Raw genomic sequence first — 19,043 nt, 5'->3', positions numbered from 1 at the left:
TACCGCGGAGAAGTCGTTCCGGACCGGGCGGCGCTCACTCGCGCAAGCGGACGTGCTGACTGTATTCGTAGACGGGTACGTCCTCCCAGTCGACCACGTCCCCGAAGAAGGGCGCCGCGTCTCCGGAGAGTCGGAGGGCACTGTACAGCGCACGATTGGCGAGATCCAACCACCGGAGCGGATCGACCGCGACGTCCGTCTCCCAGGCTTCCCGCTTTCCTTGATCCCGCCACACCTGCGCTTGCGCGTTCAGCGACAGGCAACGCAGCATTCGCCCCTCATGCCAGTGACCGTAAGCGAACATGTCATTGATCGAACGCGAGGTCAGCAGCCGGACATCCGGCCATTCCTCGAACCGCAGGTAGCGCTGGTGGAGGATATCGGGATCGTAGAGGTGAGCATCACGTGTGATCACGAGGAGGCCGTCTTCGAACGCGCCGATGACAGGCAGGGTGCGCTCCGGAAAGGCGAAGTCCAGCAGCCGACGCCGGGTGGTGCGTCGATACGGCGTGCGTGGGAAGAGCTGTCGGATCACGGCATCCGACTCGGACGGCGGAAGTGGGCGGGTGAGGTCGACGGCGCCGTCGACGGAATAGACGAGAAACGAGAAGTTCAGCCCCATCACCACACCTTAGTGGTTGGCATCGACACTCAGCCCGTTGACCAACCGACAGCCGCCGCGGGAGCATGTCCTGACGGTCCGCGGGCCGGCGGCATCGGTCGAGAATGGGGAGCATGGTGAGCCAGTTCATCATCTATTTCAATCAGCAGTGGGTGGGCGAGCACAGCGATGAGTGGTTCGCCTCGCGTGGACCGCTCGCGAACGCCGTCGTGAATGAGATGCGCGATGCCGGCGTGCTCGTGTTCGCCGCGGGTGTCGAGGAAGATGTCGATGCCGCGCTGACGGCCGACGCGACGAGCGGTGCGACGGTCGTGACGTCCGGGCTTTACGCACCTACGGAGCAGTACCTCGGGGGTTTCACGGTCATCGACGTGGCAAATGACGCAGACGCGGAGATGTGGGGCGGGAAGCTCGCTGTGGCGTGCGGCTGGCCGCAGCAGATCCGTCGCGTGTACTGACGGCGAGAATCGCACCCTTCGTTTCCTCCCACGGCGGTTGTGGGCGATGTGCGCTGGCGGGATGACGCGAGGACTCCGTGCAACAACACCTAGGCTGATGGCATGCGACAGGGGCGACGACGAACGCGCTGGGCGGGTATCGCCGCCGTCTTGGCGGCAACACTCGCGCTCACCGGGTGCACCGGCGCGCGTTCCGATTTCGCGAACGAGTTTCGCGGGGATCCGGCGATCGCCGAGCTCGAGCTCACGACGGGCGACAACATGCCGTTCACCGACGGCGTGCGAGCGAAGGTCACGCTCTCGCACGATCTCACTCATGAGGACACCGCCACTCTGCTGCCCCGGCTCGGCGCGTTCATCCGCGAACACAGTGACGAGCCCGTTCAGGTTAGCGTCCTCACCGACACCGTGACGATGTCCGTGTTCGGCGACGATGCGGTCACCGCAGCGGCCGTGAGCGCAGCTGCGGAGATCGCCGCTGACCCGATGGTCACCAGTCTCACCGTCCACGGAGCTTCGCAGGACACCCGCGTCACGGGTGTCAGCGTCTGGGTAGAACCGGACATCGGCGCGGCGTTCGCCGTTGCGCATTCCGCGCCCGAGCGGCTTGCGGCGCTCGCGGGCCCCGGAGGGGTCTACGTCTCTGTGGCTGACACCGGTTCAGCGATCCGCCTCGAGGGGGATCCCGGGCACTGGCTTGACGACACCGAATCGGCGTGGTCCCTGGTGAGTCCCGCGTTCCCTGTCACCGGTGTGCGGGGCGATCAGGACGGGATCACCCTCACTCTGGCGCGCGAGTCCGATGTCGCCGGGGCGCAGGCGCTCATCCGCGCTTCCACTCCCCCTCTGACGCTGCCGGTCACCTTCGCCAGTCCCCTCGTGCTGATCGGGCGGAACGGCACCGGTGACGAGGCGCGGATCATGCTCGCGCAGCTCGATGCACCCACACTCGCGCTGATCCGTTTCGTGTGGACGACGGACACGCGCACGGTGTTCCGTGCGGCGAACGACGCTGATGCTGTCGCACTGGAGCGCGCGCTCGCGCAGCTTCCCGAAGAGGCCCGCGGCGGGCTTTCCGTCGAAGTCGACGTCGAGAAGGGCTGACCGACGACATGTCCCGGTGGTCGCCCAGGCCCGTCCCCGACAGAATCCGGCGTTGCGGATCCGCGGTGATAAAACAGGGTTACGTCGAGGTCGAATCCGACGGCACGAACCGTGCTCACGCCTGGCAGTGAGGGCAGAACTGGGCTGATGCTCCGGAGAAGATCTCGTCCACGATCAGCGTGCCGCAGACGGGGCACGGCTGCCCGCCACGCCCGTGAACGGCCATCGCCTCCACTTTCGCTTGTTTGAGACGGTCCGGCGCGACCCCGCGGCGGGCTTCACGGGCGCCGCGCATGATGTCGACGATCGCGTGAAACAGTCGCTCCCGCGCCGTCTGATCGAGTGCGACCGCATGCACGTCGTGCGGCAGTCGCGCGCGATGCAGGATCTCGTCGGAGTAGGCGTTGCCGATGCCCGCGATGGATGTCTGCTCCTGCAGCAGCGCCTTGATCTGCTTCCGCCGTGTCCCGAGCGCCCGTTCGAGCTCCTCTCGCGAGAACTCGAGTGCCAGCGGATCAGGACCGAGCGTCGCGATACCCGAAACCTCCGCGGGGACGTCGACAACCGCGGCGGTGACCGCGAGGAAGTCGCCGGTGTCGATCACCTGGATCCGCTCGCCATCGTCCAAGCCGATCCGCATGACCTCCGGAACCGGCGGCTCATCGACCGGCTCACCCGCATCGCGCCACCGGAGCCACCCGTTTCGACCGAATCCGACCATCAGCCATCCGGCCGTCGTCTCGAATCCAGCATGCTTGCCGAAACGCTGCACGCGGCTGATCGTCGCCCCGACAAGCGAACCAGGAGGACGATCGCGTGTCTTCACCACGCGGAACTCGGCGACATCCAGTTCGGTGATCGAACGACCGACGACCCGCTCGCCGACGAACTCGACGAGCGCCTGCACCTCCGGAGATTCGGGCATGCGCCCATCCTGGCACCGTCAGGTCGGGCAGGGCCAGCGCACACGACCGCCAGGCGCGCCAGCTCCCCGGCATCTACCAGGCGCGACCGCGGAGATCGACGTCGCCCGACGGCCAGGATTCGAGCGGAGCGGCAATCGGCAGAACCAGGATCGGACTGCCCGGACTCTCGTGTACGGCCTCACCGTGGCGCCCGATGGATTGCTCACCGACGTGGATTCTTGACCACCCGCACGAAGCGTAGAAGGGGACGACCTCTTCGCGGCAGCCGAGATACCCGAACTCGATGTCGCCGCGTTCCCGCATCGACTGCGCTGCCCGACTCATGAGTTCGGCTCCGAGCCCACGCCCTCGTCCGTCCGCGGAGATGAGGACGCCCCCGACGCCGGCGATCGTCACGACAGCGTCTCCAACGGTGATGCGGCGGCGCGCCCATCCCACGTGACCGACGATGCGATCACCGATCCGGGCGACGATGTGAACGCCGTGGGCAGCGTATCCGTACGGCTGTTCCGGGTTCCACTCCCCGAAGCCGCCCAGGTACTCCCCGTCAAACAGTCGCGCGAGTCGACTCAGGTCCACCGTCGTCAGTTGATGATGGGCGACGACGTCAATGGAGTTGTTCGTCATGGGAAGGCGCGCGACGCTCACTGCTCGGAGGTTCGCGCGCCGCGAAGAACGTCCACGATGAGGCGGGGGTCGACATCGAGGTTGCCCGCCGCGATCGTGCGCCGACGCCGCTTGCCGTTGTCTTGTCGCGTGAACACCACGCGGGCCGCGTTCAGACCGGCCGCGGCGAGGATCTCAACGTGCGTTCCTTCGCGGGCCCACTCCTCGGCACGAGCGCGGGGGGAGAACGCTGTCAGCCGGTCGATCGCGGGAAAGAGCACGGCGTGCGGAGTGATCGTGACCGCCAGCTCGGGGAGGTGAGCCTTTCGCCGCAGCTGCCGCACCGCGAACACGCACATCGCAACCGGAATCATGAGCAGCGCGACGATGGCGAGAACGCCGCCCACGGAGACATCACCCGTGTGGATCACCGCGAGGAGCAACAGCCCTGGGCCGAAGAGAGTGATCAGAAGCGCGAGCACCATGATGAGGATCGACCTCGTGCGCATCAGACGCCGAAGCGTCTGCTCCGCCCGTGTGCGCTCGGGCTCCCGATATCGCACCACCAACACGGCGTCGGACGTCACAGCTCGTCCCCGGCCGCCGGTTCGGACTCGTGCCGGCGGTTGCAGACGAAGCTGATCATGCGATTCCCCCTCGGGTGCGCGTCACTCTCCACGCCGAACCCGCAGACAGCATACACAGCAGCGTCGTCCCAGAGTCAGAACGGCAGGTCGCGTGAGCCTGGAGCCGCGATGAGGATTCCGGTGATCTTGCCGGTGCCGTTGTAGGCCACACGACCGATCCACTCTCCGGCCTCGTGCTGCAGGGTCACCTGCACGATCGCGCCGGTGCTCAGGTGCCGATTGGCAAGCTTGCTGAGCGCCGTGCTGCCGTCCGCGGTCTGCGTCGTCGCATCGACGCACGCGTCCAGGCGACCGGATTCGCTGCGGACCTGATCCCAAACGCCCATCAGCTTGCGCTTGGTCAGGACGCGACCGCAGGCGTAGGTCATGTGCGCGCGCACCGCTTCGTAGTCGCCCGCGTCCAAGTGCGCGAACACCTCGATCGTGCGATCCGAAAGGTCTGTCACCGATGCCGTCATCATGTCTTCCTCGTTCTTGCTGCCGAATCGTTTGAATGCCGCCTGCCGACTCACGCCCAGGGCGCCGCCGATCTCCTGCCAGGACACGTCGTGCGAGCGCGCGACGGAGACCAGCTCCTGCAGACGCTCACGGGAACGACGCACCAGCTCATCCGCGTGTCGGATCATCAGGACCTCGTCAGCCGCGCGGGACGACTCCGCTCCCCCGCCGGCTTCCACGAGGGAAGCGAGTTCCGCAAGCGACAGCCCCGTCGCCGATGATCCGTCCATGACGGCGAGCGTACGGGCGCGACTTGTGAGTGTCAACTCTTGGATGACGTCCACAAGTCCCTCGCAGGCGGAGATCAGCCCTGCCGGCGGTGTCAGAGGATCGGAATCGTCTCACCGGTCACGCGGCCACGGCGGTCCAGGAGGTGTCCGAGGTGCTTCACGGTGCGCAGCACCACCGATCGATCGGCGATCGCGACGCCCGGGAGGCGCTCCTCGATCTTTGCCTCGAGCCGGCTCACGTCCTGCAGGGTGCGTAGCCAGACGGCCATGATCACGTTGTACTCGCCGACCGTGTTGACCACGAGCCGCACCTCTTCCAGACGACCCAGCTGCGTGCCGATGCGGGCGACCATGGCCGCGGGAACACGCAGGAAGTACCAGGCGTAAATCGGCCACGGCGTCTGGTCACGGGCGATGTCGACCCTGATCGCCAGGCGCCCGGAAGACCGCATCTCGGCAATCATGTCGCGCACACGCCGGGGCGACATGCCCATCCGTCGGGCGAGTTCGGTCGTGCCGATCCGGCCGTCCTCGGCGAGTTCTGCCGTCAGCTGACGTCGCTGCTCGTAGCTGATCCGCACGGGAACGGAGGGCGGTGGTGGTTCGGTCGCTTCGACCTCCGCGACTTCTGCGGCCGAGAGTGAGCGCAGCCGCCAGTCTCGCGCGTCCCGCACGGTGGCCGACACCAGATGCGTGCGCATCGACCGAATGCCGGCGATGCCGCGAATGCGCTCCAACGTCCACTCGGCCAATGCGGCAGCGTCCGGCGCGGCCAGCGTCAGCAGGATGTCGCGCCCGCCCGCCGTGAGATCGATCGTGAAGGGCTCGGGATCGCGCGCCAGCGTTTCGGCGACCGCCAGGGTCTCTCCGGGGCTGCAGTCGATCTCGATCAACGCCACCAGGCCCGCCGTGCCGTCCGCGTACCCGGTGACATACACGATTCCCCGTTCGCGCATGCGCGCCCACCGCCGCGCCAGGGTCACGGCATCAGCGCCCACGATCGGTGCAAGCGTCGTCCAGGCGGCACGGGGACTCACCTGCACCGCGTGCACGAGCCGCTGATCGAGATCGTCGAGAACGTAATCCTGCATACCGGGCCTCCATGATCTATTTTCCTGCATCCAAACGAAGAGTGGCGACGTAATTCCTTAGAGTTTCTGCATTCCTGCTCCCTTTCCTCAAGGAGACGTCATGGCCGTCACCGCACCACCAGGCACGACCACCCCCTCCCGCACCGCCTTCCGCGGCGTCGTCGGATTCCTCGTCGTCATGGAGCTCGGCTCCGGCATGCTCCAGGGCTGGTACCCGGTGCTGCTCGCGGCGATCGGTTCCGAGTTCGACGTCGGTGCCGCACAACTCAACTGGGTCAGCGCGGCCTACATGCTCGCAACCGTCGTCTGCGTACCGATCCTCGCGAAACTCGGCGACCGCTACGGACACAAACGACTTCTCATGATCTCCACGGCTCTCGTCGCCCTGGGCTCGATCGTCGTCGCCCTCGCCCCGAACTTCGGCGTTCTTCTGATCGGGCGCGCGCTGCAGGCTCCGCTCGCGGCCTTCCTTCCACTTGAGTTCGCCATCGTGCGCAACCGCGATGAGAAGTCCGCGGGACGCTCGATCGGCAAGCTCGTCGGCGCTCTCACCTTCGGTGCCGCGATCGGCGCGCTCGGATCGGGGCTGCTCTATGGAGCGATCGGCGACCTGCGTGCCGTGCTGTGGGTCCCCGCGATCTTCCTCGCCCTCTGTGTTCCCGTCGTCGCCTTCCTCGTGCCCGAATCCACGGTTCGCGCCACGGGGCGCACCGACTGGCTCGGCGCGAGTCTGCTCGGCATCGGCCTGCTTGCCACCCTCGGCGGCATCTCGAACGCCTCGACCTGGGGCTGGACGAACCCGATGACCTGGCTCGTGATCCTCGGCGGCATCGCCCTGCTCGCCGTCTGGATCTTCGTCGAGAAGCGCGTCGCGCACCCGCTGATCGATGTGACGTTCCTCGCGAAGGGTGGCATCGGCCTGCCGCTGGTCATCGCGTTCCTGTTCGGTGCTCAGCTCTTCGGCAGCCAGTCCGCGTCGAGTGTGTTCGTGCTCAGCGATCCGGATGCAGTCGGTTTCGGCCTCGGTCTCACCGCAGCCAGCGTCGGTCTGATCTCCCTTGCCGCGGCCCTCTCAGCCTTCGTCGCCTCGATCCTCGGCGACCGCACCGCGGGACGCATCGGGTCGAAGGGCACGCTGGTACTCGGTGGCCTCCTCGTGACGGTCGGATACCTGCCGTTCCTCCTCCTCTCGTCGTCGACCACGGCCGTGATCGCCGGCATGATCATCGGCGGGCTCGGCAACGGACTGCTGATCTCCGTGCTTCCCACCATCGTCGTCAAGCGCGCTCCGGCCGATTCCGTCGGCATCGCCTCGGCGCTGTACAACACCTCGCGCACCGCCGCCGGAGCCGTGGCCGGAGCCGTCTTCGCCCTCATCATGGCCAGCTTCGTGCTCACGATCGGCACGGGTGACGCGGCTGTCGTCACCACGTCATTCGCCGGCTATGTGGCCGTGTGGAGCGTGTGCGCCGCAATCGGTGTCGCGATCGCCGCGCTCTCGCTGTTCCTGCGCACCGTGCCCGAACCCGCCGACGTCCGCACCGCAGATGCTGCCCGCGCGGCAGACCCCACCCCCACCCTCGAAGGAGAGCCCGCATGACCATCACCGCCCCTGAATCCACCGCCCTGATCCCCCTCGGCGACGCCAAGCAACGCGCAGCGGATGCCGTGCGCGCGTGGGAAGACCGACTGCTCGCGGTAAGCCACCAGCTCCACGCCGACCCCGAGATCGCGTTCGAGGAGCATCGGGCCGCCGAGTTGATCGCGACGGCGCTGCGGGATGCCGGGTTCACCGCGACCGTCGGCGCGTTCGGCCTTGCGACCGCCATCGAGGCGAGCTTCGGCAGCGGCGAGTTCGTCGTGACGCTATGCGCCGAGTACGACGCGCTGCCCGTGATCGGGCACGCCTGTGGACACAACATCATCGCTGCGGCGGGTCTCGGCGCCGCGGTGGCCCTCGCCGCGATCGCTGACGACGCGGGCATCACGGTCAAGCTCCTGGGCACGCCCGCCGAAGAGCACGGTGGCGGCAAGGTCCTCATGCTCGAGGCCGGCGCCTGGGAGGACGCCACCGTATCGCTCATGGTGCACGGCGGCCCGGGCGTCGACTTCCGCTGTGACGACTTCAGCAGTCAGGCCGTCGATCGGTTCCGCATCTCGTACACCGGCCACGCCGCCCACGCCGCCGCTGCTCCCGACAAGGGGGTCAACGCGCTGGACGCCGCAACCGTCGCGCTCACCGCGATCGGCCTACTGCGCCAACAGCTGCCCGGCACCGTTCGCACCGCCGCCGTGATCACCCAGGGCGGAGAGGTGACGAACATCATCCCGGCGCACACAGTGATCGAGGCGGAGGTGCGTTCTTTCGACCTCGACGAACTGCGCGACGCCAAGCGCCGGGTGCTCGCGTGCTTCGAGGCCGGCGCGATCGCCTCGGGATGCTCGTGGACACAGGAGCGCACCGAGCCGCGCTATGACCCGCTCCTTCAGGAACCGCTGCTCGCGGAACCGTGGAACGACGCCCTCGTCGAGCTCGGCCGCAACCCGATCAGCGTGACAGGCCTCGGTGGTGGATCGACCGACATGGGCAATGTCTCGCAGGTCATCCCCTCGATCCACCCCGGCATCGCCGTGCATGGATCGACATCGGCACCCCACACCGAGGGGTTCGCGGCGGACGCGGCGACGCCGGCCGCGGACCGGGCGATCATCGACGCGGCGATCGGACTGGCATGGGCGGCGGCCACGGCGGCGCTCACTCCGGCCTCGCGAGCGGACCTGCTGGCACGACAGGCCGCGCGTCCCGTCGGCGCGACCACGTCGCCGCAGGCCGACGAATGACGACGGCACCCGCCCGCACCGAGGATCGCACCGGGGTGTACGTGTCGGCGCTGGAGCTGTTCTCCATCGGGATCGGCCCGTCGTCGTCACACACCGTGGGCCCGATGCGCGCCGGGCGTGACTTCGCCCGGCGCGCGCTCGCCGCGCTTCCCGACGGTCCCGCACGCGTCGAGGGGGTGCTGTACGGGTCGTTGGCCGCCACCGGGCTCGGCCACGGCACCCCCGATGCGCTCGTCGCCGGTCTCGCGGGGCTCGATCCGGAGACCTGCGATCCCGCAGACGTGCGCGGGGCCTGGTCGGGGCATCCGGCGGGACAGCCGTTGCTGCTCGGCGGCACCACTCCGGTTCCGTTCGACAGCGCGCACGTGGTGCTCGACCCGTTCTTTCGCCCGCAGGCGCATCCGAACACGCTCACGTTGCGCGCTTTTGCCGAGGGCGCCACGGTGCCGGTGCTCGAGGAGACCTATCTCTCCGTCGGTGGTGGGTTTGTCGAACGTGTGGGGGCAGACCCGGTGCCGGTGGCGCCGGGCGCCGGTGCTCCGGGATACCGGACAGGGGAGGAACTGCTCGCGCTGTGCGGGGCGGGACGCTCGATCGCGGACGTGGCATGGGCGGCGGAGGCCGCCTATCGCTCCTCCGCTGCCACCACCGATGGGCTCGACGCCATTTGGGCGGCGATGCACGCCTGCGTCGAGGCGGGACTGGACGCCCAGGGCATCCTTCCCGGTGGTCTCGGGGTGCCGCGCCGCGCCCGCGCCATGCGCGACAGCATCCTCGCGGCCGAGGCTGCGGGTCGCCCCGCGACCGCCGATTGGCTGCAGGCCTTCGCACTCGCGGTCAACGAGGAGAACGCGGGCGGCGGGCGCGTGGTAACTGCCCCGACGAATGGCGCAGCGGGCATCCTGCCCGCGGTGCTCATGTACTACTGGCGGTTCGAGCCGGATGCCGACATCGAGGGTGTTCGCACGTTCCTGCTCACCGCGGCCGCGATCGGCTCGCTGATCAAGGCGAATGCGTCGATCTCCGGCGCGGAAGGTGGCTGCCAGGCCGAAGTGGGATCCGCCTGCGCGATGGCGGCGGCCGGACTCACCGCGGTGCTCGGCGGATCGCCGGAGCAGGTGGAGAATGCCGCCGAGATCGCGATGGAGCACCATCTGGGGCTCACGTGCGATCCGATCGCGGGTCTCGTGCAGATTCCGTGCATCGAACGCAACGCAGTCGCCGCGACCACCGCGGTCACCGCCACCCGCCTTGCGCTACACGGTGACGGCAGTCACATCGTCTCGCTTGACGCGGTCATCGAGACGATGCGCCAGACCGGGGCCGACATGAGCGACAAGTACAAGGAGACCAGCCGCGGCGGGCTCGCCGTCAACGTCGTGGAGTGCTGAGGCGTCCGCTGGCGCGATGAGGCTCAGGCTACGGCGCCGATGACACCAGTGATGATCAGGGTGACCAGCGTCGTCCACAGCGCGATCGCGGCCGCCTGCCAGGCCAGCACGCGCATCGGGGGCACACCGGTCGAGGTCAGCGCCGCGGCGGTGAACTGGGTGGGCAGCAGCAGCGGGCCCAGCAGGCTCACCCCGGGAGTTCCGTATCGGTGATACGCGCGCTCGAACTTCTCGCGCCGGGCCGTAGCCGGAACCTCATCGCCCGTGCGACGCTTCGTCACAGCGGTGCGGACGCGTGAGGTCACCAGCACGACGATCGCGACGCAGATGAGGTTGCCGATCGCTGCGGACAGCGCAGCAACGACCGGATGGATGCCGCCGATGATGCCGATGCCCGCGGCACCTTCGCCCTCGATGAAGGGCACGGCGCCGGCCAGCGCCACGACGAGGGGCTGGACCAGGTCCGGGACCTCCGCGACGAGGTTCTGGAAACCGAGGATGAGGTCGGAGACGAAGTTCGACATGGCTGCTCCCGAGAGGTGAGTACGCGGCCTGTTCCGCGGTGATTCCATCCCACCGACAACGCCTGCCGGGCGGCAGTGCCACCGTGTCATGAGGTGCCGGGAGGTTTCGCCGCGAGGGCCATGACAAATGTCATGGCCGTACAGTGTGCGAGGTGAGCATTCATCCATCCACCACCCACGCGCGCGATGTTCGTGCGACGTGGTGGTACACGGTGGCTTCCATCATGGTGCTGCAGGTGTTCGGCCTGTCGCTGTGGGCTCTCGTGCTGGCGTCGAACGCTCCCGTGTCGGCGACGGTGCTGTACCTCTTCGGCGCATCCGGCTCGACAGCGTCCGCGATCCTGCTCCTCATCCGCTACTGGCGTGAACCGCTGGATGACGGCGATGCGACGACGCAACGACCCGTGTGGCCACTGGTGCTCGGGGGCGTCGCCTCAGCGATCCTCGCTGGTGCAGCCGGCGGATCCCTGTTGCTGGGCACGGCGCTTTCGGCGCAGGCTCTCTGTCTGATTCGGTGGCGATCCCGCATCCGGCTCCGGCTCGTCCTGTTGCTGGTCGCGCTGATCATCGCGGCGTGGGTGATCGAGGCGACGCGCGTCAATCCCTCGGGGCACCTCACCGAACTTGCGGCGATGGGCCTTCTCGTCGCGATGCTTCCGCCCGTATCGGCGGCCTCGCTGTGGTGGTGGGACATCGTGCGCGAGCTCGACCGCGCCCGTCGTGCGGAAGGACGTCTCGCGGCGGCTCAGGAGCGGCTGCGCCTCGCGAACGACCTTCACGATCTGCAGGGACATCACCTCCAGGTCATCGCCCTGCAGCTCGAACTCGCCGAGAAGATGCTCGCGCGCGACCCCGCAGCTGCTGCCGAGCAGGTACGACTCGCCCGCACGAGCGTGGACGAAGCGCGCCGGGGCACCCGGGAGCTGGCCACGCGGTTCCGCGGTGTGCCGCTTCCGGATGAACTCGCCAACGCCGCCGACCTGCTGCGCGCGGCCGGCCTCCGCGTCGACCTCGTCATCGCTCCTGACGCCGCCGGTGCCCCCGCCGATGTCCTGGGGCCGGTTGTTCGCGAGTGCACGACCAACGTGCTCAAGCACGGTGGCGGAGCCTCGGCATCCCTCTCGCTCGTCCACCGGGACGGAGCGTGGGTGTTCACCGTCGAGAATGATGCCCGCGAGACGCGGGGAGGCGGAGGCAGCGGTCTGGCCGGCATCGCCGAGCGCATCAACGGCGTGCGTGGGACAGTGAACGCCGCGCACGCCGGCGAGCGATTCCGTGTCACCGTTTCGGTGCCCGAGGAGGTGACGGCGTGATCCGCGTGCTCATCGCCGACGACGAGGACATGATCCGCACGGCGCTGGCGTCCCTCCTGCGACTCGAACCGGACCTCGAGGTCGTGAGTGAATGCCGCGATGGTGCAGCCGCTCTCGCAGAGGCCGAACGTGTGCGGCCGGACGTGTGCCTGCTCGATCTCGAGATGCCGGGCATCGACGGCGTGGACACCGCCGCTCAGATCCTGCGAAGCGTGCCAACGCGCTGCGTGATCGTCACCCGTCACGCGCGGCCGGGCGTGCTTCGGCGGGCGCTCGGCGCAGGCGTCCACGGCTTCCTGCCGAAGTCACGACCCGCCGACGATGTGGCCGCAGTCATCCGTGAAGTCGCCGCCGGGCGCCGCTATGTCGACCCCGAGATCGCCGCCGACGCGCTGAGCGACGAGCGCAGTCCGCTCACCGATCGAGAACTCGATGTGCTCCGCGCCGGCGCACGCGGGGAGACGATCACGGAGATCGCTGCCGCGCTGCATCTGTCGCCGGGAACCGTGCGGAATCACGTCTCGGCTGTGCTCGGGAAGCTGGGTCTTGCAACCCGGCAGCAGGCGACGATCCACGCGCGCGAGCGCGGGTGGATCTGAGTGAGACGACGGATGTGCGTCAGGAGAACAGCTGGCGAAGCGCGTCGAGGTCTCCGGAGTCGACAACCTGCTGGACGGCGTCGATGGTTTCCTGGTTCACGAACATGCCCTTGAGAGTGTCGTTCCAGATCTCCCGGACAGCGTCCACGTCGCCAGCATCAACCGCATCACCGGCGGCTTCGAATGCCTGCTCATAGGGAAGCTGCTGGAACCCCTCCGGCGCGTCATCGACGGCGAAGGAAGACAACCACGGAATCGAGGGGTCTGGGGTGAGCCACAGCACCTGCCCCGGCTGGATCATCCGCACATGGTTCATGGATCCGAGATTCGGGTAGGCGCAGAGCCGCTCAGCGATCACGGCCTCGACATCGCCGGATGCAACCGTGTAGGTCACTGGATTGCCGTCGGCGTCGAAGGTCACCTCGCCCTGTGCGAACTCACGCGCGCCCAGGTCACGGAGAGTCCCTCGACGCTCCCAGTACAGTCCGCCGGTGGAGCTGTAGAACTCGGACATGCGAGGGCAAGGGTCTGGCTCCGTCGGTTCGGGTGTCGGCGAAGCGTCGGCGACCGGCTCCGCTGCCTGCGTCGGCGATGCCTCGGCGACCGGCGTTGTGGCGGGGGATGTCTCAGACTTCTCAGGTGCCGCCGATGGGGTGGCCGTGCATCCGGTGATCCCGATGGCGGCGAGTGCAAGTGCAGTCATGATGCTGGAGAACTTCGCTGTGCGGGACATGACGTCATACTTGCAGACGCGGAAGCGACATCAGCGCAGGCGATGACGGATGCCGGAACAAGGCAGGATCGCGGCAGTCCAACGCGAAACCTGCGCATCGGCACCACGGGGCACCGACTCGCAGGCCACCGTTTCCGATTGGTATGGTTAGGCTTACCTATCCCCTGCTCCGTCCTGAGGAGAACCATGCCCTTCCCCCGTTTGCGCCGCCGTGTAGCCGTCATCACTCTGATCACCGCGAGCGCACTCATCCTCTCCGCGTGTTCGAGCGAATCCGAGGCCGCGACGGGCTCTTCCGCCCCGACCGCCGATGGGGCATTCCCCGCGACGATCGAGCACGTGTACGGCGAGACTGTGGTGGACGCGGCGCCGAAGAACGTCGCCACGGTCGGATGGGGAAGCTTCGACGCCGCAGTCGCCCTCGGGACGGTCCCGGTGACGGTGCCGACGGCGACGTTCGGCGACCCGGATGGCGACGGTTATCTCGAGTGGGCCGCCGACGCTGTCGCCGCAGCAGGGGCAGAGCTTCCGTCACGGCACGACGAGACCGACGGCATCCCCTACGAGGAGATCGCCGACTCCGCACCCGATCTGATTCTGGGGACGAATTCCGGTCTCAGCGAGCAGGAGTACGACACGCTGAGCCGGATTGCGCCGACCGTCGCGTACCCCGACGCACCGTGGGGCACCTCGTGGCGCGACTCGACCACGATGGTGGGCAGCGCTCTGGGCAAGTCCGCCGAGGCCGCGACGCTGATCGAGGACACCGAGAAGGCGATCGCCACTGAGATGGCGAAGTACCCGGCCGCGACGGGCAAGACCGGAATGGTGATCTGGGTGGATGCCAAGGACCCCGGCAAGGTGCAGTACTACACGCCGACCGACACTCGCGTGCAGTATCTGAATGACCTCGGATTCACGACGCCCGCGTCGATCACGGAGCTGGCGAAGAGCGAGAAGGGCTTCGTCGCTTCCATCTCGGCCGAGGAGGCGGACCGCCTCGACGCCGATGTCGCCGTCGCGTTCGTCCAGGGCGGCAACCTGTCGACCCTGCAGAACGACCCGCTCCTCAGCCGCATCCCCGCGGTCGCCAACGGATCGATCGCCTTCCTCACTGACGACGACCTTGTGATGGCCGTGTCAGCACCGACCGTGCTGTCCATCCCGTGGGCCCTGCCCACCTACGCACAGATGCTGGGCGAGGCCGCAGCGAAGGTGCGATGACGGTCAGTTCCCCGTCGACACCGGCGTCGGGCGCGGACGTCCGTCGCGCGCGGCTGAGCCGGACGGCTGTGCTGTTCATCTGCGTGGGCGCAGTGTGCGTCGCCGTCCTGCTTTCACTCTCGCTCGGTGTCCGGGCCGTACCGTTCGGGACGGTCTGGGAGTCGTTCTTCCGCCCCGACGGTTCCACCGATCAGGCGGCTGTCCTCTCGCGCGTTCCAACCACGGTGACGGGGCTGCTCGTGGGCGGGGCGCTCGGCATGGGCGGAGCACTGATGCAGGGCATGGCGCGCAACCCGCTTGCTGATCCGGGTCTGCTCGGTGTGAACTCCGGTGCCGCCCTCTTCGTCGTCCTAGGTATGGCGATCCTCGGATGGCAGGCACCGCTCACGATCATCTGGTGCGCGCTCGCGGGCGCTGCGGTGGCGGTGCTCCTGGGCTACGGTGCCGCGGCGGCAAGCCCCGGAGGCGCGACCCCCGTGACGCTTGCGTTAGCGGGTGCTGCGGTCACCGCGATCGCGAGCGCCGTGATCACCGGAATTCTCATCGTCGACGAGTCGACACTCGACAGCTTCCGCTTCTGGCAGCTCGGGTCGCTGACTGCCGCCTCCCCCTCCTCGCTCGTGCAGCTGTGTCCTTTCCTCGCGCTCGGTGCCGTGCTCGGGATCGCGTGCTCCGGCCGGCTCAATGCGCTCGCTCTCGGCGACGATGTCGCCCGAGGACTCGGCGTCCATATGGGTCGCTCCCGCCTCACCGCGGTGCTCGCGGTCGTGCTGCTGTGCGGCACCGCAACGGCCCTCGCCGGCCCGATCGGCTTCGTCGGGCTTGCCGTGCCGCACGCCGTTCGCTTCCTGGTCGGCACGGACTACCGCTGGATCGTCCCCCTCTCGGCGGCCGCGGGTGCCGTGTTCCTGCTGGTGTGTGATGTCGCCGGGCGTCTCCTTGCCCGCCCCGGCGTGCTCGAAGTCGGCATCATCACGGGCGTCATCGGCGCACCGGTGTTCATCGCGCTTCTGAGACGACGCAAGGCGGTGGGGCTGTGAGCCGGCTCGAAGTGGTGGTCCCGGTGGCGGCGCAGCTCGGCCAGCTACGTAGACGTCGCGTCGCACAGGACGTCGTGCTCGTGTCGGCACTCGCCGCGCTCACCGTCCTCCTGCTCGCGGCGGGTCTCGTGTTCGGCCCGAAGACGCTCGCGCTCACGGACGTCGTGCGCGCGCTGATGGGTGACACCGTGCCGGGCGTGAGTTTCGCCGTCGTGGAACTCCGACTCCCCCGCGTTGTCGGCGCCCTGCTGGCAGGGGCGGCCTTCGGTCTGGGCGGTATGCTGTTTCAGACGCTGCTGCGCAACGTGCTCGCCAGCCCGGATGTGATCGGCATCAGCGCCGGATCGAGCGCCGCAGCGGTCACTGTCATCTCGCTCTGGGGCGGCTCCGGTCTCGTCGTGTCGATCAGCGCGATCGCGGGCGGACTGGCCACGGCAGCGCTCATCTGGATTCTCGCGTACCGGCGCGGAATCTCGGGGCTTCGATTCGTGCTCGTCGGGATCGCGGTTGCCGCAGCACTCCAAGCGGTGATCAGTTACGTGCTCACGCGTTCCGATGTGAAGGCGGCGGAGCAGGCCACGGTCTGGATGGCGGGCTCGCTCAGTCGCAGCCTGTGGGATCAGCTCGGCCCGACCGCACCGGTGCTCGTGGTGCTCCTGGCGGCGGGAATGCTGGCCGCGCGATCGCTGCCGACGCTGCGGCTCAGCGAGGACACGGCCATTGCACTGGGGTCACGGCCGCAGCGCGCCCGTCTTGTGCTGATCTTCACTGCGGTGCTGCTCATCGCCGTCGCGACCTCGCTCACCGGCCCCATCTCCTTCGTCGCGTTCCTTGCGGGGCCGATCGCTCTGCGGCTCGTTCGCCGGGATGCGGCGCTGCCCATCGCGTCCGCCCTGACCGGCGCCATCATCGTGCTGGGTGGAGACCTCGTCGCGCAGCACGTGTTTCCGATCACGCTGCCGGTCGGCGTGGTCACCGGGGCGATCGGCGCCCCCTTCCTGTTGTGGCTCCTGATGAGAGGACGCACTCGCGTATGAACCGACACACCCTCGAAGCGGTTGGGCTCACCGTCGGCTACGACGACCGGCCCGTCATCGACGGACTCGACCTCTCCCTCCCCGACTCCGGAATCACGATGATCGTGGGAGGCAACGGGTGCGGCAAGTCCACGCTGCTGCGGTCGCTGGCACGACTTCTCCCGCCGCGCCGCGGGTCCGTGCTGCTCGACGGTGAGGCGATCGCACGGCTCCCCACCAAGGAGGTCGCGCGCATCGTCGGCCTCCTGCCGCAGGCGCCGGTCGCCCCCGACGGGATCAGCGTCGCCGATCTGGTCGATCGGGGACGGATCCCGCATCGTGGCTGGCTCGGGGGTCGTGATCGCCGCGATGACGAGGTTGTCGCGGACGCCCTGCTGGTGACCGGCATGGCGGAGTACGCACACCGCTCCATCGATGAGCTCTCCGGCGGACAGCGGCAACGAGCCTGGGTGGCGATGGCTCTCGCGCAGGAGCCGGACATCCTCCTGCTCGACGAGCCGACCACCTACCTCGACCTCGCGCACCAGGTGGAGCTGCTGCACCTGCTGGTGCGGCTCTCCCGAGAGCGGGGAACCCAGGTGATCGTCGTGATGCACGAACTCAACCTCGCGACCCGGTATGCCGATCACCTGATCGCCATGCGCGACGGCCGTGTTGTGGCTGAGGGTGCGCCCGGTGACATCGTGACGGTTGAGTTGTTGCGCGAGGTGTTCGATCTGGAAGCGGTTGTCGTGCCCGACCCTGTTGCCGGCGCACCCATGATCGTGCCAGTGGACGTGCACCGCGGTTGACGGTGGGGCGTTACACATTCGCGAACAGCGAGTGGATGTTCCCCTCCGGATCCGCGAAGAAGCCGGTGAACTGCCCCCACTCTCGCAGCGCCGGTCGCCCGGCCGGTGTCGCCCCGGCGGCGACCAGCTGATCGTAGCGTCGCTCCACCTCCTCCGCATTTTCACACTGAAGGTTCAGTTCGAAGGCCTGGCCGGTGAACGGAGTGGCGTACGCGGGATGCCCGTCGGTGGACCCGCTCATGAGCGGGCGAGAGAAGATCGCAACCCGCACCCCCTGTCCCCCGAACGCGACGTATGCCCCTTCGCGGACCTCTACGGGCCAGCCGAGCGCGTGCTCGTAGAAGTCCGCGAGCGCGGCAACATCATCGGCGAGAACGGTAATGCCTTCGAGGTGAATCGTCATGGGCTGACAGTAGCCGGGGCCTCGGACATCGCTGGCCGGCATGGCGCGCTGCTCACCGCCTCACGGGACGAACGGCAAGGGTCACTCGGGCTGCCCGAAATCGGGCCAACCCGCCGGCAGTGCCACCGTCACTCCCATACGCTGTTGCGGCTGGCGTCGGCCCGCACGACCGGGCGCCTACTCGCACCGCTCCAGCCAGTCCTGGACCAGCGCACGCAGCAGCTCGGGCTTCTCGTGCGCAAGCGCGTGTCCGGCGCCATCGACGACCGCCACGGTGGAGCGAAGCCACCGGTCTACCAGGTCGATGGCCGCGGCGTAGCCAACCGTCGCATCCAACCGGCCCGCCACGATCAGCGCGGGTCCCTCGAACGCCGGCCCGGGCGTGAGCTCCCAGCGCTCGCCGATCCGTTCCATCGCCGCCTCGTCGGCGAGGCGCATCCCTGGTACAACAAGGCGTTCGTATCGCTCGAGCATCTCGGGGGTCTGCACCACGAAGTACTCCCGGAATGTCTCGTCGCCGAGTTCGCCGGACCCGACGATGATCCGATGCTCCGGCACGTCCCGCACGTTCGGGAGCAGCGGGCAGATCAGCGCCAGCCCGGCCACGGTCGCCGGTCGGCGGGCCGCCACCCCGAGCGCGAAGTGCGCCCCGGCCGAATGCGCCACGACAAGACACGACTCCCCGTCGGTGATCCGATCGACGAACTCGCACAGAACGGCGAGGACATCCTCCGCGCTGTCGAGACCGTCGGCCGCTGTGCGGCCCATCCCGGGCAGGTCGGGATAGATCCGCCGAAACCCCTCGGCCCCCGCGAACGCCGGTTCGAAGCACCCCTCGGCCTCGCGGTGGTCCACGCCGGCGCCGTGCAGCACGAGCACCGGGCGCCCCGCCCCGTGCTCGACATAGTGCACAAGGGTCCTGCTCGTGCGCAGTTCCATGTCTTCACAGTATGCCCCGGTTGCCC

21 protein-coding genes are annotated in these 19,043 nt (G+C 68.3%); 11 read left to right on the top strand and 10 right to left on the bottom strand.

Going from position 1 to position 19,043, the window contains the following annotated elements; genetic code table 11:
* Window positions 1-34 precede the first annotated feature (34 nt).
* Window positions 35-622: a DUF6928 family protein gene (locus ABTV68_RS07370; RefSeq protein WP_433676980.1), complete on the bottom strand. Its 588-nt coding sequence runs from the start codon at window positions 620-622 to the stop codon at window positions 35-37.
* A 113-nt stretch (window positions 623-735) separates the two neighbouring features.
* Between ABTV68_RS07370 and ABTV68_RS07365 the strand changes: the two genes are divergently transcribed.
* Together ABTV68_RS07365 and ABTV68_RS07360 are read left to right on the top strand one after the other, a co-directional pair.
* Window positions 736-1,080, top strand: a complete 345-nt coding sequence (locus ABTV68_RS07365) for a YciI family protein (RefSeq protein WP_433676979.1) — start codon at window positions 736-738, stop codon at window positions 1,078-1,080.
* Window positions 1,081-1,182: 102 nt separating this feature from the next.
* Window positions 1,183-2,184: a hypothetical protein gene (locus ABTV68_RS07360; RefSeq protein ID WP_433676978.1), complete on the top strand. Its 1,002-nt coding sequence runs from the start codon at window positions 1,183-1,185 to the stop codon at window positions 2,182-2,184.
* Between the two features lie 115 nt (window positions 2,185-2,299).
* On the opposite strand, the gene ABTV68_RS07355 is transcribed toward ABTV68_RS07360, so the two are convergent.
* From ABTV68_RS07355 to ABTV68_RS07335, 5 genes are all read right to left on the bottom strand, one after another.
* Window positions 2,300-3,109: a DNA-formamidopyrimidine glycosylase family protein gene (locus tag ABTV68_RS07355; protein WP_433676977.1), complete on the bottom strand. Its 810-nt coding sequence runs from the start codon at window positions 3,107-3,109 to the stop codon at window positions 2,300-2,302.
* A 73-nt stretch (window positions 3,110-3,182) separates the two neighbouring features.
* Entirely contained in the window at window positions 3,183-3,737 is a 555-nt protein-coding gene (locus tag ABTV68_RS07350; protein ID WP_433676976.1) for a GNAT family N-acetyltransferase, read from the bottom strand.
* Window positions 3,738-3,754: 17 nt separating this feature from the next.
* Window positions 3,755-4,303, bottom strand: coding sequence for a hypothetical protein (locus ABTV68_RS07345; protein WP_433676975.1), 549 nt, complete (start codon window positions 4,301-4,303; stop codon window positions 3,755-3,757).
* Window positions 4,304-4,437: 134 nt separating this feature from the next.
* Complete coding sequence (locus tag ABTV68_RS07340) at window positions 4,438-5,091, bottom strand: hypothetical protein (protein WP_433676974.1); 654 nt, start codon at window positions 5,089-5,091, stop codon at window positions 4,438-4,440.
* Between the two features lie 92 nt (window positions 5,092-5,183).
* A complete protein-coding gene (locus ABTV68_RS07335) occupies window positions 5,184-6,182 on the bottom strand; it encodes an Lrp/AsnC family transcriptional regulator (protein ID WP_433676973.1) in 999 nt (332 codons plus the stop codon).
* 100 nt (window positions 6,183-6,282) lie between these two features.
* On the opposite strand from ABTV68_RS07335, the gene ABTV68_RS07330 reads away from it, so the two are divergent.
* Genes ABTV68_RS07330 through ABTV68_RS07320 form a run of 3 tightly spaced genes read left to right on the top strand, consistent with a single transcriptional unit; the run spans window position 6,283 to window position 10,414 of the window.
* Window positions 6,283-7,782 carry an MFS transporter gene (locus ABTV68_RS07330; RefSeq protein WP_433676972.1) on the top strand — a complete coding sequence of 500 codons (1,500 nt, stop codon included), beginning with the start codon at window positions 6,283-6,285 and terminating at the stop codon, window positions 7,780-7,782.
* Window positions 7,779-9,023 carry a M20 family metallopeptidase gene (locus ABTV68_RS07325; RefSeq protein ID WP_433676971.1) on the top strand — a complete coding sequence of 415 codons (1,245 nt, stop codon included), beginning with the start codon at window positions 7,779-7,781 and terminating at the stop codon, window positions 9,021-9,023. Before ABTV68_RS07330 ends, ABTV68_RS07325 begins: the two co-directional genes overlap by 4 nt.
* Window positions 9,020-10,414, top strand: a complete 1,395-nt coding sequence (locus ABTV68_RS07320; protein WP_433676970.1) for an L-serine ammonia-lyase — start codon at window positions 9,020-9,022, stop codon at window positions 10,412-10,414. The genes ABTV68_RS07325 and ABTV68_RS07320 overlap by 4 nt, the downstream gene beginning before the upstream one ends.
* Before the next feature lie 23 nt (window positions 10,415-10,437).
* Here the strand turns inward: ABTV68_RS07320 and ABTV68_RS07315 are convergent, their stop codons facing one another.
* Window positions 10,438-10,938 carry a small multidrug efflux protein gene (locus ABTV68_RS07315; RefSeq protein WP_433676969.1) on the bottom strand — a complete coding sequence of 167 codons (501 nt, stop codon included), beginning with the start codon at window positions 10,936-10,938 and terminating at the stop codon, window positions 10,438-10,440.
* Between the two features lie 152 nt (window positions 10,939-11,090).
* Here ABTV68_RS07315 and ABTV68_RS07310 point away from each other — a divergent pair, with 152 nt between their 5' ends.
* The gene (locus ABTV68_RS07310) at window positions 11,091-12,251 is read left to right on the top strand and encodes a sensor histidine kinase (RefSeq protein ID WP_433676968.1); all 1,161 of its coding nucleotides are present in this window, start codon (window positions 11,091-11,093) and stop codon (window positions 12,249-12,251) included.
* The gene (locus tag ABTV68_RS07305; RefSeq protein ID WP_433676967.1) at window positions 12,248-12,850 is read left to right on the top strand and encodes a response regulator; all 603 of its coding nucleotides are present in this window, start codon (window positions 12,248-12,250) and stop codon (window positions 12,848-12,850) included. Before ABTV68_RS07310 ends, ABTV68_RS07305 begins: the two co-directional genes overlap by 4 nt.
* Before the next feature lie 19 nt (window positions 12,851-12,869).
* Here the strand turns inward: ABTV68_RS07305 and ABTV68_RS07300 are convergent, their stop codons facing one another.
* Window positions 12,870-13,583: a hypothetical protein gene (locus ABTV68_RS07300; RefSeq protein WP_433676966.1), complete on the bottom strand. Its 714-nt coding sequence runs from the start codon at window positions 13,581-13,583 to the stop codon at window positions 12,870-12,872.
* 186 nt (window positions 13,584-13,769) lie between these two features.
* On the opposite strand from ABTV68_RS07300, the gene ABTV68_RS07295 reads away from it, so the two are divergent.
* The 4 genes from ABTV68_RS07295 to ABTV68_RS07280 are packed head-to-tail and all read left to right on the top strand — an operon-like array spanning window position 13,770 to window position 17,675.
* Entirely contained in the window at window positions 13,770-14,807 is a 1,038-nt protein-coding gene (locus ABTV68_RS07295; RefSeq protein WP_433676965.1) for an iron-siderophore ABC transporter substrate-binding protein, read from the top strand.
* Complete coding sequence (locus tag ABTV68_RS07290) at window positions 14,804-15,847, top strand: FecCD family ABC transporter permease (RefSeq protein ID WP_433676964.1); 1,044 nt, start codon at window positions 14,804-14,806, stop codon at window positions 15,845-15,847. The genes ABTV68_RS07295 and ABTV68_RS07290 overlap by 4 nt, the downstream gene beginning before the upstream one ends.
* Window positions 15,844-16,884 carry a FecCD family ABC transporter permease gene (locus tag ABTV68_RS07285; RefSeq protein WP_433676963.1) on the top strand — a complete coding sequence of 347 codons (1,041 nt, stop codon included), beginning with the start codon at window positions 15,844-15,846 and terminating at the stop codon, window positions 16,882-16,884. The genes ABTV68_RS07290 and ABTV68_RS07285 overlap by 4 nt, the downstream gene beginning before the upstream one ends.
* Window positions 16,881-17,675, top strand: coding sequence for an ABC transporter ATP-binding protein (locus ABTV68_RS07280; RefSeq protein WP_433676962.1), 795 nt, complete (start codon window positions 16,881-16,883; stop codon window positions 17,673-17,675). The genes ABTV68_RS07285 and ABTV68_RS07280 overlap by 4 nt, the downstream gene beginning before the upstream one ends.
* Before the next feature lie 10 nt (window positions 17,676-17,685).
* Here the strand turns inward: ABTV68_RS07280 and ABTV68_RS07275 are convergent, their stop codons facing one another.
* Together ABTV68_RS07275 and ABTV68_RS07270 are read right to left on the bottom strand one after the other, a co-directional pair.
* Entirely contained in the window at window positions 17,686-18,078 is a 393-nt protein-coding gene (locus tag ABTV68_RS07275) for a VOC family protein (RefSeq protein WP_433676961.1), read from the bottom strand.
* A gap of 177 nt (window positions 18,079-18,255) precedes the next feature.
* The gene (locus ABTV68_RS07270) at window positions 18,256-19,017 is read right to left on the bottom strand and encodes an alpha/beta fold hydrolase (RefSeq protein ID WP_433676960.1); all 762 of its coding nucleotides are present in this window, start codon (window positions 19,015-19,017) and stop codon (window positions 18,256-18,258) included.
* Window positions 19,018-19,043: the final 26 nt, after the last annotated feature.

This window comes from Microbacterium gorillae, from assembly GCF_050990725.1.
Lineage (GTDB): Bacteria > Actinomycetota > Actinomycetes > Actinomycetales > Microbacteriaceae > Microbacterium > Microbacterium gorillae_A.
The sequence above is the reverse complement of the archived record's forward strand: the minus strand, read 5'-3'. Positions and strand labels throughout refer to the sequence as shown.

Coding starts and splice junctions, on each gene's coding strand:
- ABTV68_RS07295 (WP_433676965.1), top strand. CDS start 13,770: ATGCCCTTCCCCCGTTTGCGCCGCCGTGTAGCCGTCATCACTCTGATC.
- ABTV68_RS07350 (WP_433676976.1), bottom strand. CDS start 3,737: ATGACGAACAACTCCATTGACGTCGTCGCCCATCATCAACTGACGACG.
- ABTV68_RS07275 (WP_433676961.1), bottom strand. CDS start 18,078: ATGACGATTCACCTCGAAGGCATTACCGTTCTCGCCGATGATGTTGCC.
- ABTV68_RS07335 (WP_433676973.1), bottom strand. CDS start 6,182: ATGCAGGATTACGTTCTCGACGATCTCGATCAGCGGCTCGTGCACGCG.
- ABTV68_RS07320 (WP_433676970.1), top strand. CDS start 9,020: ATGACGACGGCACCCGCCCGCACCGAGGATCGCACCGGGGTGTACGTG.
- ABTV68_RS07330 (WP_433676972.1), top strand. CDS start 6,283: ATGGCCGTCACCGCACCACCAGGCACGACCACCCCCTCCCGCACCGCC.
- ABTV68_RS07340 (WP_433676974.1), bottom strand. CDS start 5,091: ATGGACGGATCATCGGCGACGGGGCTGTCGCTTGCGGAACTCGCTTCC.
- ABTV68_RS07280 (WP_433676962.1), top strand. CDS start 16,881: ATGAACCGACACACCCTCGAAGCGGTTGGGCTCACCGTCGGCTACGAC.
- ABTV68_RS07300 (WP_433676966.1), bottom strand. CDS start 13,583: ATGTCCCGCACAGCGAAGTTCTCCAGCATCATGACTGCACTTGCACTC.
- ABTV68_RS07365 (WP_433676979.1), top strand. CDS start 736: ATGGTGAGCCAGTTCATCATCTATTTCAATCAGCAGTGGGTGGGCGAG.
- ABTV68_RS07315 (WP_433676969.1), bottom strand. CDS start 10,938: ATGTCGAACTTCGTCTCCGACCTCATCCTCGGTTTCCAGAACCTCGTC.
- ABTV68_RS07370 (WP_433676980.1), bottom strand. CDS start 622: ATGGGGCTGAACTTCTCGTTTCTCGTCTATTCCGTCGACGGCGCCGTC.
- ABTV68_RS07290 (WP_433676964.1), top strand. CDS start 14,804: ATGACGGTCAGTTCCCCGTCGACACCGGCGTCGGGCGCGGACGTCCGT.
- ABTV68_RS07355 (WP_433676977.1), bottom strand. CDS start 3,109: ATGCCCGAATCTCCGGAGGTGCAGGCGCTCGTCGAGTTCGTCGGCGAG.
- ABTV68_RS07270 (WP_433676960.1), bottom strand. CDS start 19,017: ATGGAACTGCGCACGAGCAGGACCCTTGTGCACTATGTCGAGCACGGG.
- ABTV68_RS07325 (WP_433676971.1), top strand. CDS start 7,779: ATGACCATCACCGCCCCTGAATCCACCGCCCTGATCCCCCTCGGCGAC.
- ABTV68_RS07360 (WP_433676978.1), top strand. CDS start 1,183: ATGCGACAGGGGCGACGACGAACGCGCTGGGCGGGTATCGCCGCCGTC.